This is a genomic window from Sediminibacillus sp. JSM 1682029 (assembly GCF_041366435.1).
Classification (GTDB): Bacteria; Bacillota; Bacilli; order Bacillales; family Amphibacillaceae; genus Sediminibacillus; species Sediminibacillus terrae.
In genome coordinates, this window is sequence record NZ_JBEWYY010000003.1 from 182,416 (window position 1) to 196,657 (window position 14,242).

Below are 14,242 nucleotides of genomic sequence, written 5' to 3' on the forward strand. Positions count from 1 at the left end.
CGTTCCTCTCTCGCCGTGGAATTGAATCGCTCGAATGAACATTGCAATGCGTTTTGCTCCATATTTTCACCTGCTTTTTTCTGGTTCTAAGGGTATCTTTTTCATCATACCATAAATTGGCAGTCCCTCGCATGTCACAGCCAGAGTATAAAGGATTTTCCAGACTTTTGCCGAATGATAGTAGTAAGAATATTTAGGGTATTTTACATAGTCAGTAAAACAGGAGGTGGCCGAATGTCCTGGATGAATCGGGACGGCTTAACCATTCATTACCAGTTGATGGAATCGGAAGACCCGTTCGCCAATGAAACGCTGGTTCTTATTCATGGAATCGGATTGGATATGTACTCATGGGATTTTGTCATTCCTTATTTTCGCAAGCATTACCATATTCTGCGTTATGATCTGCGAGGGCACGGGGAAAGTGGTACAGGCAGTGAGAAGAGAACCATTGATTTACTGACTGAGGATCTTATCTTCTTGATGAAGGAACTAGCAATAGAGGCTTATCATTTGATCGGACAGGGGCTGGGTGGATTTATCGGCATTAAAATAGCGGGGCAGCGGCCCGGACAATTGAAAACAGTGGTATTGTTCAGTGTACCCATCCATTATCCGAAACAGATGGGGGACAAGGTGGTCAGCCAGAGGAAGCATATGGTTGACGGGAAGGACAATATGCTGGCGATGGCAAAAGAAATTGTCGACAAAGCTTGTTATATACCCACAGAGGCAAAAACTTCCACACTGCTGAATGCGTACAAAAAGGTATCCCCGACGGTCTATTTTGAATTGTTCCATACGGGTTTTGGACCGGAGGGTGTTGAAAATCTACGCAGGATAAGGGTTCCTATTCTGATTTTGTCCGGTTCAGAGGATATCATATTTCCTCCCGAACTATCCAGTGCCATCCTGAATTTTAACCCGAACGCAAGGTGTTATACCGTTCCCGAGGCGGCATTCATGATTCAAATGGATCAGCCGAAACTGGTTGCCGACTGGATCGACGGTTTCATAAAGAAACACCGGAATCCCGCTGCTTCCATAAGTTTGCTGGATTATGACTACCAAAAGCACCTGACGTCGGAATTGTATTCCGAAATAAGAGGGTTGATGCAGCAGGAATTGGATTCATCCGGACAGGATAACATCCTGCTGGTAAATGTTATCCATGGCTTTTCCGTTTATTTGAATGGAAACCGATTATTTGAAGGCTGGGGGAAACGAAAGGCGAAACAGCTCTTAATCTATTTAAGCATTCAACAATCAGCAACCAGAGAGGAGCTTTGTGATATATTCTGGCCTGAAGCGGATTTGGTCAATGCCAGGAACCGGCTGCGTGTGGCATTGCATCATTTGAAACAGTTGTTGGAGAAAAACGGTTTTGCCAATGAGAATCCAATATTGATCACGGACAGGGAACATGTTTTTCTCCAGGCAAAAGTAAAATCAGATCTTCAGAGTCTCCTCGATGCAATTCGCCTGGCCAATCGTTTGAAAGGCAATGAAGAGAAAGCAGCGAGGTTTAAACAGCTGCTGTCTGAACAGAGTGAAAACATGATGCCCGGATTATACGAAGACTGGTTTATTGAAATGCGCAGATGGATCGAGAAGCAGTGGACGGAGATGGCTCTGTTTTTGGCGGACTGGTTTGAGGAAGCAAAGGATTATAAATCAGCCGCTATCTATCTGGAATTATACTGTACAGCCTATGGCGAGGACGAGGAACTGAATGACCGGCTGCTGTATTTGAAGGAACATCGGAATTCTTATAAAAGAAACTAAACTAAGAATGATCCATAAAAACTGCCGCTGAAGGTGGTTTTTTGTCCCTGGTGGGAGGATATTTCCGTTATCATTAAAAATTCTTTGTCTTTTTTCAAATCAAGCAGCTTTTTTAAAGGGTTATGTAATGAAGGTGTAATGAGCCATCAAGTAAAATGGGGGGAAGAAAAAATCGATAGTCAGGGTTCTCATTCGTGCTTCTTGCCGGAAAAACTCAGATAAGGGCAAACCTATTGAAAAATAGGGACGCAAAGCCACAGGTCTTCTATTGGAAACAATAATGACGGCTGGGCCGCCTGAAATACATCTGTATTTTAGGAGGGAATTATTGTGGACGTTTATGAAAAGCTTGATCAGGAATGGGTGGATTTGATGGTGGAAGCGAAGGATCTGGGAATCGGGATAGAGGAGTTGCAGGAGTTTTTACAGAACCATGGTCAGTTTAAGCGGAATGTCACGTACTATGCGTTGATCTCCAAACAGGAGCAAAGCAAGGTGAAACAAACCGGAGAGTCCTGATAACTTAGTGCTGAACACGTCCGTTCAAAAGGAACGTAAAATCCGGCTATCACGCTAGATAACAAATAAACGCTTGGATATAAGAATGTATCCAAGCGTTTTATCTTGCTTTCTCAACCGAAGCCAATCGAAATTATTAAGCTGTTGGAGAAAGGATTTGTTTTTGCTCTAATTGTGCTTTGGCTGCCTCATCGGCAGGCTTGTAGCCTTTCTCGATAAGCTCTTTTATGTAGATTTTGTTATAGACAAAGGAAAAAACTACCCCGCTTATCCAAGCCCCAATACCTAATGTGAAAGAACCAAGAATGGCTTCAATTATGAACATAATCGCCGCCCATTTTAAATCCCCGCGGAATAAGGCCGGGAAAAATCCAAAAAAGAAAGTAGTCCAGCTAAACCCAACTTTTACTACTTTTGTTAAACCCGCTTCATTTTGCAGTGTTACTTTCATTCCAACTCCTCCTTTTGATTTTTTGAAAAATAGAGTAAGAATGAGAAAAACCAAATATGAAAAAAGAACTATAATTCCGGCAAATCATACTCTATTTTTTCTAATAATACTACAAAATACCTATTCTGTTAACAATTATTTTCGACAGAAAGTTTTTTTTTCACCAAAATGCCAATGGAGAATGTCTCGGCAGTATAAATGTTTTCAAAGTTTCGTGAACAAGTACCCAGGTTATCAAAGCCCACTCGCTTGCAGCTTAATGCTCAGCCAATTTAATAATGATTTATTCATTTAAATAACAAAGGAAGGACATAAAAAAAGACAGGCCTGATAAACATCAAGCCTGTCTTTGTTTTACCTATTCAATACGCTTTCTTCCAAAACCTCTGATTTGTCTCCATACACCTTGGTAATATGCTGATCACCCCAAGCACACAGTGCGTCCAGAATCCCTTCCAGACTTTTGCCATAGTCACTCAACTCATATTCCACTTTCGGCGGCACCTGGTTGTAAATAATCCGGTTGATCACACCGTCCTCTTCTAATTCGCGGAGCTGTTGTGTCAGCATTTTTTGGGTGATATTGGGCATCAAACGCTTCAGCTCGCTTGTCCGTTTCTTCCCATGGGTGAGATGGCAAAGAATCACGCATTTCCATTTGCCTCCGATTACTTCCAATGTTGCTTCGACTGATATATTATACTTCTTCTTTTTCATTGCATTTTCTCCTCCTATAGGAACTAAAAAGTACCTACATCACTTTTTGGTTCCTATATCACTTTGAAGTACGTACTTCCTATATGTGTATCTGTGTATCATAATAACATTTGCCGGCAGCGATAGCCATCATTATTCAAATTCAAGAGGAGGAAAATGATACATGACGATAGAAAAAAAGCGTAGTGTCCTGGCTTTATTGGCTTTGGCAGTAAGTGCCTTTGCCATCGGGACGACGGAATTTATCAGTGTCGGTCTTCTGCCGCTCATTTCAGAGGATTTACACGTTTCTGTCACGACCGCAGGATTGACCGTATCTTTATATGCTTTGGGGGTGACCTTCGGGGCCCCGGTTTTGACATCCTTGACTGCAGCTATGTCTCGTAAATCCTTGTTGCTCTGGATCATGGTTATTTTCATTATAGGGAACAGCATTGCGGCAAGTGCTACAAGCGTCGGGGTATTGCTTGCTGCCCGAGTGCTTTCGGCATTTTCCCATGGCGTGTTCATGTCGATAGGTTCGACTATTGCCGCCAACCTGGTACCGGAAAACCGCAGGGCCAGCGCTATTTCCATCATGTTTACCGGGCTTACCGTGGCTACGGTGACTGGTGTTCCGTTCGGTACATTTTTAGGTCAGCAGTTTGGTTGGAGGCTCTCCTTTATGGCGATTGTCCTGATAGGGGTAATTGCCTTCATCGCCAACAGTATTTTAGTTCCGGCAAATCTGAAGACGAGTGCCAGGACATCTTTTGCTGATCAGGTGAAGCTTGTGACGAACGGCAGATTGCTGCTTGTCTTTGTGATTACAGCTTTGGGCTATGGCGGCACATTTGTCGTATTCACTTATTTATCTCCATTGCTCCAGAATATAACCGGATTTAAACAAGGGACAGTAGCTGTATTGCTGCTTGTGTACGGGCTGGCGATAGCTATTGGAAACATGATCGGCGGGAAACTATCCAACAAAAACCCGATTACGGCTTTGCTGTTTATGTTCATCATTCAGGCGCTCGTGTTATTCACGTTGACATTTACCGCTCCGTTCAAAGTGGCCGGACTGGCGACGATCATATTAATGGGCTTGTTTGCGTTTATGAATGTTCCCGGGCTGCAGGTGTACGTCGTCATGTTGGCGGAACGTTTTGTGCCAAGTGCAGTCGATGTGGCATCCGCCATAAATATTGCCGCCTTCAATGCCGGAATTGCGATTGGCTCCTATCTGGGAGGAATCATAACCGATTCCATCGGACTGATTCATACTGGCTGGCTTGGCGGATTGATGGTAACAGCTGCCGTTCTGCTTACTGTATGGAGCAGGTACTTGGAGAAAAAAGATCGTATGGAGCAAGTCGTACAGGAAGAAGCATGTTGAGTATTATTGATCAATTATTGATAAAACAGGAGGAATGAAAGATGACAAATCATTTACAAGCAGTGACAACATTAAACAATGGGACAAAAATGCCATGGCTCGGTCTTGGTGTATTTAAAGTAGAAGAAGGACCAGAACTGGTAGAGGCTGTGAAAACCGCCATCACAGAAGGCTATCGCAGTATTGACACGGCCGCCATATATGGAAATGAAACAGGAGTCGGTGAAGGGATCAGGGAAGGAATACAAGCTGCCGGTATCCGTCGTGAAGATTTGTTTGTCACGTCGAAGGTATGGAACGATGGCCTGGATTATGATGGAACGGTTCAAGCGTTTGAGACGAGTCTGGAAAAGCTGGGGCTGGACTACTTGGATCTTTATTTAATTCACTGGCCGGGAAAAGGAAAGTATAAACAGGCATGGAATGCGCTCGAGGAACTTTATAAAAAGGGCCGCATTCGTGCAATAGGTGTCAGCAATTTTCAAGTCCACCATCTCGAGGAGTTAATGAAAGACGCAGCGATCAAACCGGCAATCAATCAGGTTGAACGGCATCCGAAGTTGACACAGAGCGATCTATTAACTTATTGCCAGCAGCATGGCATCCAGTTGGAGGCCTGGTCGCCGCTTATGCAGGGACAGATTCTGGACAATCCAGTACTAAGAGAAATCGCAGCGAAATATGATAAGTCCCCTGCCCAGGTTATCCTGCGTTGGGACTTGCAGCAGAAAATTGTCCTCATCCCTAAGTCGACGAAAGCGCACCGGATTAAAGAAAATGCTAATCTTTTTGATTTTGAACTGACAAAAGAAGATATCGAACAAATCGATAATCTGAACGAGGACCACCGGGTAGGGCCAGACCCGGACACCTTCGACTTTTAAGCCCAAAGGCTATAGACATTTGTCTATAGCCTTTTTTGTGCTTGAATTGCTTCCTGTTTCTGTTCCATCAGCCTCGTGACGATTTCCGCTGCCGGTATATCCATGGCCATCCGATAACCTTGTCCTGCCCATAAAGCCATCGCTTCCAGGTCACTCGCTTCTGCAGCTGCTTTTCGAATCGGTTTGGTCATATAGTGGACAAAAGGGTAGGCTGCAGGTGCAGCGTCGTCATATTGTTGGATAAAGGCATTTTTCAGTCCCCGGGCCCGCCTGCCGGTAAACGCTCGGGTGACAGTTGTTCCCGAGAAACGGTTGTCTGCAAGTGCCTGTTTATGCAGGGATTTTGCACCGCTCTCCGGACAACGCAAAAAGGCAGTACCCAACTGGACCGCTTCCGCTCCCGCTGTCAACAAAGCAGCGATGTCTTGTCCATGCATGACGCCTCCTGCGGCGATCAAGGGAAGATCTACCTGCTGGCGGACGAGACGAAGTAAAGGGAGGAGCGAAAAGTCTTCTGTTTCGGCGTTGTTTTGAAACGTGCTGCGGTGGCCACCGGCTTCTATTCCTTGTAAACACAAGGCATCTGCTCCTGCTTGGACAGATTCTATCGCTTCTTGAGGCGAGGTGACAGTTACGATGACATAGCTGCCGTTTTGCTTCAGTCTGTCCACGACGGTGGAAGGAGGGCAGCCAAAGGTAAAACTGACCACCGGAATGTGCTCGTCGATTATTACTTCAAGCTTGTTTTCCCAGTCGTCGTCATCGTTTCTGGCTTCCCCTGTGGACACAGCCAACCGCTTTGCTGTGTGTTCCAGCCGGTTTGCATAGTCATCGAGTGTTGCAGACTCTGCCGTATCCTCACTTGGAACAAATAAATTGACTCCAAATGGACCGCTCGTTCGTTTTCGAGTTTGCTTGATTTCTTCCCGAACGTCCCGGGCAGTCTTATAGCCTGCAGCAAGGAACCCGAGTCCCCCGGCATTGCTAACTGCCGCTGCCAGTGCGGGATTTGCTGTTCCACCGGCCATCGGTGCTTGAATAATTGGATGCGTGTAAAAAGATGATAGTGTCATCTTAGTCCTCCTGTTTCGAAAACTGGTTATTTTAAACTATTTCTCTAAATGAAGGATAATTCCTTCCATAAAGAGAGTTTTATATTAGAGCAGGATAGAACGGTTTGCTTTTTTCTGACCAAAAAACCGAACGAATTATCGAATCGTTCGGTTTCATTTTGATCACGAAGCTTTTTTCCCAGGCTGGGATAACAATACTTATCCATTTGTAACTGTTTTCGGTTTTTTTGCTTCGGATTTATCAATGATCGAGGTGCCGACCAAGTCGCCGGTGACATTGAGGGCGGTACATCCCATCCCGACAAGGGCATCGATGGCTGTCAGTAGACCGACTGCTTCCATCGGCAGATTCAACTGGGCGAAAACGGTGGCAATCATAATGATTCCGGCCCCAGGGACTCCCGCCGTGCCGATCGAGGCGAGTGTCCCGATTAACACAACCTGCAGCATATCCGTGAAGCTGAGCGGGTCGCCGATTATATTGGCCGCAAAAACCGCAGAAACTGCGATTCGGATGGCGGCTCCGTCCATGTTGATCGTGGCTCCGAGCGGCAGGCTGAACCCGTAGAGACTGCGTGACAGTCCTAAATTGTCGGCAGCGTTCAAGGTCAACGGCAATGTCCCCGAACTGCTTTGGGTGGCGAATGCGGTCAGCATCGGAGTCCTGGCCTGGGAGAAAAAGCGCCCCGGGCTAAGCTTGGCCAGAAGAAGGAAAACGACGTATAGCAGTACTTGGGCAATCAAGACGATATAAAGCACGGCAACCATATTGCCCAGTTCAAGTAACGTATCGAGTCCCTGGCTGCCGACCGTGTTTGCGACAATGGCGAAAATACCGATCGGCACGTATTGCAGGATGACTTTCATGATTGTCAGTGTTGCCTCATTCAATCCTTTGATGACGTTATATACGCTTTCGCCCAATTCCGCATGGTTTTCCGAAGAGCGGAGAGAAGAAAGGGCAATCCCGAAAACAAAAGCAGTAAAAATGATTCCGAGCAAATTCATATTGGTAAAAGCTGTTACGATGTTGTCCGGCACAATATTCAAAAGGACACTGGATACTCCAGGGTTGTCCGGAACATCGACCGCTTCACTGTCTCCCAGGGTCATCCCGGTTCCCGGCTGGAAAACGCCGGCGATGGTAACACCGATGATAATCGCAAAGGCAGAGGAAACAATGTAGTAAAGGAAGACTTTCCCGCCCATCCTTCCGAGATTTCCGACTTCGGTTTGGTTCACACCTACCATCAGCGTAAACAATACCAAAGGAATAATCAGAAATTTAAGCAGTCGGATCAATAAATCTCCGAAAGGTTCCAGCAGGGACGCCTGACTGCCGAAAAGAAGGCCGGTTATGACGCCGAGCATAAGGGCGGCGGTTATTTTAACGATCAGGGGCGTATCAAGATAGCCCCTCCATACTTTTTTCATCGAATGACTCCTTTGTGTTTGGATTCTATTAATAATCCTACGTGATTACTAGGGATTTACGTTAATAACATACAAGACATATAGAGTGGAGTCAAAAGCACTGTTTCTGTCCTCCCGTGTCGGTTTTGAGCGAAAGAAACAATGATTAAACCAGTTGACATTATTTCCTTAATACATATAATTTGGTTTAGGGAAACAATTTGTTATTGTAGAAATACGGCAAGGGCAAATTTTTTTAAAGAAAGTTTTGCCCTAAGGAAAAATTAATGGAGGTGGGAAATGTGAAGTGGGTTTCGGTAGTGTTTTTAGGTGTATTGGCGGCAGCGTTGTCCGGTTGTTCGGCTGGAAAGGAGGCCGTCGGAAGCGGAGAAGAAAAGGTCAAGGTAGTGACCACGATCGCCCAAATCGGTGATATGGCAGCCGAGATCGGCGGCGACCACATCGAGGTGGAAAGCTTGATGGGTCCGGGGGATGATCCGCACTTGTACAACGCTGTCCAGGGGGATATCAAGAAATTGGATCAGGCGGATATCATTTTCTACAATGGACTGCATTTAGAAGGACAGATGGGAGAAATTTTTGAAGAAATGCGGCAAAAAAAACCAACCGTTGCTGTTGCGGAGGGGATACCGGAAGATCAGTTCCTGGCCGATCCACAGAATCCAAGCATCATCGATCCCCATGTCTGGTTTGATATTTCTATTTGGAAACAGGCTGCGGAGAAGATCAGGGACGAATTGATGGAAATTGATCCAGATAATGAGAACGTATATAAGCAGAATACGGTGGAATATGTAAAAGATTTAACAGAATTAGAGGACTATGCCCGGGAACGCATAAAGGAAATACCCGAAGAGAGCAGAGTCTTGGTAACAGCGCATGATGCCTTTAACTATTTCGGCAACGCTTTTGGATTCGAAGTGATCGGTCTACAGGGACTCAGCACAGAATCGGACTATGGCTTGACCGATATTCAACGGATTATCGATGTACTGGTGGAACGCAATATCAAAGCGGTCTTCGTGGAGAGCAGCGTTTCCGGGAGATCGATCAATGCAGTGGTCGAAGGTGCCGAAGAAGCGGGACATCAAGTCAGAATCGGCGGGGAACTTTATTCGGATGCCATGGGTGAAGAAGGAACAGTCGAAGGTACCTACCTAGGGATGTACCGGCACAATATCGATACCATTGTGGAATCGTTGAAATGAGGTGGAAACAATGAATGCCCTAACCGTCAACAAGATGACAGTAGTATATGATAAGCAGCCCGCTTTGGAACATGTTTCATTTTCGGTGCCGGAGGGCTCTTTGACCGGGATTATCGGACCGAACGGAGCAGGGAAATCTACGCTGATCAAAGCAGCCCTTCAGTTGATCCCGGCGCGAAGTGGAAGCGTGGAGGTGTTTGGTCAGCCATATAAAACGCAAAAACAGTTGATTGGCTATGTACCACAGCGGAGTGAAGTGGACTGGGACTTTCCTACAAATGCGCTCGATATCGTCTTGATGGGGCGATACCGTCAGATTGGCTGGTTCAAGAGGGCAACTAACAAAGACATTGAGTGGGCGAGAGCTTGTCTTGAGAAAGTCGGAATGGAGGAATTCGCGAAACGGCAAATCAGCCAGTTGTCAGGCGGACAGCAACAGCGGGTATTTCTCGCTCGAGCTCTTGCACAGGATGCCAGCATTTATTTTATGGATGAACCATTTGCCGGAGTGGATGCCGCCACGGAGAAGGCAATCATTCAACTGATGAAAGACTGGAAGCAGCAGGGAAAAACCGTGCTGGTCGTTCACCATGACTTGTCGACCGTGGAGGATTACTTCGACCATGTCTTGCTATTGAACAAGCGGCCGATCGACTGCGGTCCCACACAATCCGTTTTCACGATAGACAATTTGGAAAAAGCATATGGCGGCAGCATCGCCTTCCTGCAAAAAACGACAGCAGCGGGAGGGAGGCAATGATGGATTTCTTCTCGGTGTTCGGTTTCGACGCCAATACGGAATGGGTGCTGACAGGCAGTTTGCTGCTCGGTTTCGCCAGTGGGACCATCGGCAGTTTTGTTTTATTGAAAAAACAAAGCTTGATCAGTGATGCTATGGCACATGCTACTTTACCCGGAGTTTGTCTGGTGTACATTCTTTTCCAAGTGAAGTCGATTCCGTTGTTTTTGATTGGCGCCGCTTTGACGGGATTGTTGGCCACACAGGCGATTCAACTGATCATTAACCGGTCGAGGATCAAAACAGATGCTGCGATCGGGATCACCATATCCGTCTTTTTTGGTTTCGGGATTGTATTGTTGACTTACATCCAACAGCACTTTGGGGGAAGCAAGGCAGGCTTGGATACATTTATCTTCGGTCAGGCAGCTTCCCTGGTCAAAAGTGATGTCCAAGTGATCACGATTGGTTCGCTGATCTTAACGTTGATTGCGGCATTGTTTTTTAAAGAATTCAAAACAGTGGTGTTCGACCCGTCATTCGCAAAAGGAATCGGCCTTCCCGTCCGGTTGCTCGATGGGCTGCTGTTCAGCCTGGTCCTCCTTGTCGTAGTGATCGGAATTCAAATGGTGGGAGTGGTTTTGATTGCTGCACTGTTGATCACACCGCCGCTTGCAGCACGCTATTGGACGGAACAGCTTGGGGTCATGGCGTTTTTAGGGGGAAGCTTTGGCGCGGTTTCCGGTATTTCCGGGGCTGTTTTGAGTACGACCATCGACCATTTGCCGACAGGTCCGATGATGGTATTAAGCGCATCGTCGATTTTTTTCCTTTCCTTTCTGTTCGGCAGTAAAAAAGGAATGTTTACAAGGATGGTGAAGCAGCTGTGAGTTATACATTATGGATCATTCTTACCGGTTGTTTGGTCGGAATCACGTGTGGGATGAGCGGCGTGCTTTTGCTGCTTAAGAAGATGTCGATGATTGCAGATGCCATCAGCCACACCGTACTCCTGGGTATTGTCGGGGCTTTCTTTGTCAGTCAGTCGTTGAACGGACTTCCCATGCTGATCGGTGCGGCGGTGGTAGGGTTGGCAACCGCATTTTTCGTGGAATCGTTGCACCGATCGGGAATCCAATCTGATGCGGCCATCGGAGTTGTGTTTACATCATTTTTTGCGTTGGGTGTTGTGTTAATCTCTTTTATCGGTGACCAAGTGCACCTGGATACGAAACATGCCTTGATGGGAGAAATTGCATTTGTCCCTTGGGATACGTTGCAAATCAATGGAGAGAGCTACGGACCCGTTGCTGTATGGATGTTGGGAATCGTCTTGATTCTGAATCTGACACTGATCGCTGCCTTTTATAAAGAAATGAAAATTTCCACCTTTGACCCGCAATATGCCAAGTTAATCGGAGTACCAGTCGTGCTTGTCCATTACTTGCTGATGGGGATGGTCTCTCTGTCGACTGTTGCTTCGTTTGACAGTGTCGGCGCTATTTTGGTTGTTGCCATGTTGATCGTTCCGGGGGCGACTGCCTATCTGTTGACGGATCGGTTTCTGACGTTGCTGTTGCTGAGCGGCATAGTCGGAATTTTTTCGGCCATCATCGGTTACGGAGCGGCCGTTTATTGGAATGTTTCGATAGCCGGCGCGATGGCAAGTGCAACAGGCCTCTTGTTTATGGTGGCATTTCTTTTCAGTCCGAAGCACGGTTGGTTGATGAAAAAGGTTAAGCAAAGGCGTTTGGCTGCAGGTTCTTAGGAAGTCGTGAGAGGGGTTTCATACCCGTCCCTCTTCGGCAATATCATCCAATTTTTCAACCGGAATGGCATAGACTAACAACCTCCAGGTGCCGAGAAACGAAGGAAACACGCAACCGGGACTTGCTACATGGCGATACATTCAGTAGTATGGGTATAGGAAAAAATTAAGGAAACCTACTGAAATGAGGGTAACAAATGAACAAACAATCCATTTATGGATTAACTTTCGAACAACTGACGTCTTGGCTAACCGAGCATGGCCAGAAAAAGTTCCGTGCCAAGCAGGTTTGGGATTGGTTATATAAAAAACGGGTTACCGCTTTTAAAGATATGAAAAACGTGAATAAGGACTGCATTGAATTGCTGGAGGAACATTTTGTCGTGCAGACATTGAAACAGGCGATCAAGCAGGAATCAAAAGACGGGACGATCAAGTTCCTGTTCGAGCTTCAGGATGGAAACCTGATTGAAACAGTATTGATGCGGTTCAATTATGGACTTTCTGTCTGTGTGACCACGCAGGTTGGCTGTAACATCGGTTGTACGTTCTGTGCCAGCGGCTTGCTTCGAAAGAATCGCGACCTTTCCAGTGGTGAAATTGTCGAGCAAATCATGAATGTCCAGCATCATTTAGATGGGGCAGGCAAGGATGAGAGAGTCAGCCACATTGTCGTGATGGGTATCGGTGAACCATTCGATAACTATACGAACATGATGGACTTCTTCCGTGTAGTCAATGACCAGAAGGGCCTTTCCATCGGTGCGAGACATATCACGGTTTCTACAAGCGGGCTTGCCCACCGGATTTATGACTTTGCGGATGAAGACATTCAAATCAATTTAGCGGTTTCTCTTCATGCGCCGAATAACGAGCTGCGCACGAAAATCATGAAAATCAACAAGGCGTTCCCGCTCGAAAAGCTGATGCCTGCCGTCGATTATTATCTCGAAAAAACGAACCGCAGAATCACGTTCGAGTATATTCTGTTAAGGGATGTCAACGACCATAAGGAAGAGGCACTGGAGCTCGCCAGACTGTTGAAGGACAAACGCCATTTGTCCTATGTCAATCTGATTCCGTACAATCCGGTTGATGAACACAACCAATATCAGCGCAGTACCAAACAGGCCATTCTCGATTTTTATGAAACGTTGATGGACCAGGGGATCAATTGCGGTGTCCGCGTTGAACAAGGTTCCGATATCGATGCCGCCTGCGGACAATTGCGAAGCAAACAAATCAAGAAAGAAAAAGCGAAAGCGACCGTTTAACTAGAACGGAAAGGAAAAACCCGTCGGATTCCGGGAGGCCACTGAAAAACGGAAGGTCTTTGAAAAGTAGAATTTTAAAAAAGCGGTCTGTATGGAATTTAATTTCCATACAGACCGCTTTTTATCTAATATTCCTTCATGAGTTTAACGATTCGTTTCGCATTAGCTGTGAAAATCGCCATCGCACCTTGCATGCGCATGCCTTCGAGACCCGAAGATGAGGCGACCTCCTATCCGTGTCTGTGTTTCCATTCGCTATTCTTCGCTTCAGTCTTATATTGTTCCATCGCCCTGGCTTAAATTCATGGATAATTGACGGTCTAACATCGAATCTCTCCCTATTATGTATTCCTTTCATTGTACAAGAAAAAAGAGTGACTTTCTTTTAGAAATCAAAGAAGATCACTTCTTTTTCGTTTACCCACTGTTGATTCCACAATGAGCGTTCGGTGGTGACGCCTGCGATAACAGCGCGAGCCGAAGATCCACTTGGTCAAGTGATCTTCTTGACCAAGTTAGCTGTGGCCGTGCCCGCGGCAAGCATCCACCGATAAGCGATTCGTGAGAATCAACAACAAACTTTAAAATTTCTTCTAGATTAGAAAGGACTTTTTCAGTGGCCTTGATACCGGCGGGTTTTTCCTTTTCCAAATGTAAAGAGGGAGAGCGGAACGGCTTCATCCAGTCGATTAAGCTCAAATGAAGGCAGCGCGCCATCCAAAAAAATCCTTCATTCCGCATCGGAAAGGCTTGAGTAGGTTAAATGCCGTCAAAAATGCTGCCGATCAATCTGCCTACCCCTCTTATCAGCCAAACAACCAAACGGACAGGAAGCATGAAGATTTCCGGAATCCATGTTAATAACTCAAGGGCATCCCATTTCTCCTGCCGATTTTCTCTTTTTCTCCGCTTATTTTTTCTCCTCAATGTTCAATCCCTCCAGCCTCTTATGTATCGTGGTTTACTAAAGGATGCTCCCAGAAGCAGTAACAATAATCCCGCCACTATCCCGTAA

The 14,242-nt window shown here is 46.1% G+C and carries 14 protein-coding genes, 1 pseudogene and 1 riboswitch; of the genes and pseudogenes, 9 read left to right on the top strand and 6 right to left on the bottom strand.

Going from position 1 to position 14,242, the window contains the following annotated elements; genetic code table 11:
* The first annotated feature begins 234 nt into the window (after positions 1-234).
* Both ABVF09_RS07185 and ABVF09_RS07190 read left to right on the top strand, forming a co-directional pair.
* Positions 235-1,785 (top strand): alpha/beta hydrolase, encoded by a 1,551-nt coding sequence (locus ABVF09_RS07185; RefSeq protein ID WP_371068882.1) that lies wholly within the window; start codon positions 235-237, stop codon positions 1,783-1,785.
* A gap of 213 nt (positions 1,786-1,998) precedes the next feature.
* A riboswitch (cyclic di-GMP riboswitch) is annotated at positions 1,999-2,085 on the top strand.
* Between the two features lie 30 nt (positions 2,086-2,115).
* Positions 2,116-2,304, top strand: a complete 189-nt coding sequence (locus ABVF09_RS07190; RefSeq protein ID WP_035426389.1) for an anti-repressor SinI family protein — start codon at positions 2,116-2,118, stop codon at positions 2,302-2,304.
* 136 nt (positions 2,305-2,440) lie between these two features.
* Here the strand turns inward: ABVF09_RS07190 and ABVF09_RS07195 are convergent, their stop codons facing one another.
* Complete coding sequence (locus ABVF09_RS07195) at positions 2,441-2,755, bottom strand: hypothetical protein (protein ID WP_026568808.1); 315 nt, start codon at positions 2,753-2,755, stop codon at positions 2,441-2,443.
* Between the two features lie 354 nt (positions 2,756-3,109).
* Positions 3,110-3,472, bottom strand: coding sequence for a winged helix-turn-helix transcriptional regulator (locus tag ABVF09_RS07200; protein ID WP_026772011.1), 363 nt, complete (start codon positions 3,470-3,472; stop codon positions 3,110-3,112).
* 163 nt (positions 3,473-3,635) lie between these two features.
* Between ABVF09_RS07200 and ABVF09_RS07205 the strand changes: the two genes are divergently transcribed.
* Positions 3,636-4,847, top strand: a complete 1,212-nt coding sequence (locus ABVF09_RS07205; protein ID WP_026772010.1) for an MFS transporter — start codon at positions 3,636-3,638, stop codon at positions 4,845-4,847.
* 41 nt (positions 4,848-4,888) lie between these two features.
* Positions 4,889-5,731, top strand: coding sequence for an aldo/keto reductase (locus ABVF09_RS07210; RefSeq protein WP_371068883.1), 843 nt, complete (start codon positions 4,889-4,891; stop codon positions 5,729-5,731).
* 23 nt (positions 5,732-5,754) lie between these two features.
* On the opposite strand, the gene ABVF09_RS07215 is transcribed toward ABVF09_RS07210, so the two are convergent.
* Positions 5,755-6,804, bottom strand: coding sequence for an NAD(P)H-dependent flavin oxidoreductase (locus ABVF09_RS07215; RefSeq protein ID WP_026568804.1), 1,050 nt, complete (start codon positions 6,802-6,804; stop codon positions 5,755-5,757).
* A 198-nt stretch (positions 6,805-7,002) separates the two neighbouring features.
* Complete coding sequence (locus tag ABVF09_RS07220; protein ID WP_371068884.1) at positions 7,003-8,238, bottom strand: dicarboxylate/amino acid:cation symporter; 1,236 nt, start codon at positions 8,236-8,238, stop codon at positions 7,003-7,005.
* Positions 8,239-8,519: 281 nt separating this feature from the next.
* Between ABVF09_RS07220 and ABVF09_RS07225 the strand changes: the two genes are divergently transcribed.
* The 5 genes from ABVF09_RS07225 to rlmN all read left to right on the top strand — a co-directional run bounded on the left by ABVF09_RS07225 (position 8,520) and on the right by rlmN (position 13,227).
* Complete coding sequence (locus tag ABVF09_RS07225; protein ID WP_237648664.1) at positions 8,520-9,446, top strand: metal ABC transporter solute-binding protein, Zn/Mn family; 927 nt, start codon at positions 8,520-8,522, stop codon at positions 9,444-9,446.
* A gap of 10 nt (positions 9,447-9,456) precedes the next feature.
* A complete protein-coding gene (locus ABVF09_RS07230) occupies positions 9,457-10,206 on the top strand; it encodes a metal ABC transporter ATP-binding protein (RefSeq protein ID WP_026568801.1) in 750 nt (249 codons plus the stop codon).
* Entirely contained in the window at positions 10,203-11,075 is an 873-nt protein-coding gene (locus ABVF09_RS07235) for a metal ABC transporter permease (protein WP_026568800.1), read from the top strand. Before ABVF09_RS07230 ends, ABVF09_RS07235 begins: the two co-directional genes overlap by 4 nt.
* Complete coding sequence (locus tag ABVF09_RS07240; protein WP_026568799.1) at positions 11,072-11,953, top strand: metal ABC transporter permease; 882 nt, start codon at positions 11,072-11,074, stop codon at positions 11,951-11,953. Before ABVF09_RS07235 ends, ABVF09_RS07240 begins: the two co-directional genes overlap by 4 nt.
* Before the next feature lie 197 nt (positions 11,954-12,150).
* Positions 12,151-13,227 carry a dual-specificity RNA methyltransferase RlmN gene (gene rlmN, locus ABVF09_RS07245; protein ID WP_026568798.1) on the top strand — a complete coding sequence of 359 codons (1,077 nt, stop codon included), beginning with the start codon at positions 12,151-12,153 and terminating at the stop codon, positions 13,225-13,227.
* A 125-nt stretch (positions 13,228-13,352) separates the two neighbouring features.
* Here the strand turns inward: rlmN and ABVF09_RS07250 are convergent.
* Positions 13,353-13,520: pseudogene (locus tag ABVF09_RS07250) on the bottom strand (IS5/IS1182 family transposase); the annotation flags it as partial.
* Between the two features lie 466 nt (positions 13,521-13,986).
* The gene (locus ABVF09_RS07255; protein ID WP_162832894.1) at positions 13,987-14,154 is read right to left on the bottom strand and encodes a hypothetical protein; all 168 of its coding nucleotides are present in this window, start codon (positions 14,152-14,154) and stop codon (positions 13,987-13,989) included.
* Between the last annotated feature and the right edge of the window lie 88 nt (positions 14,155-14,242).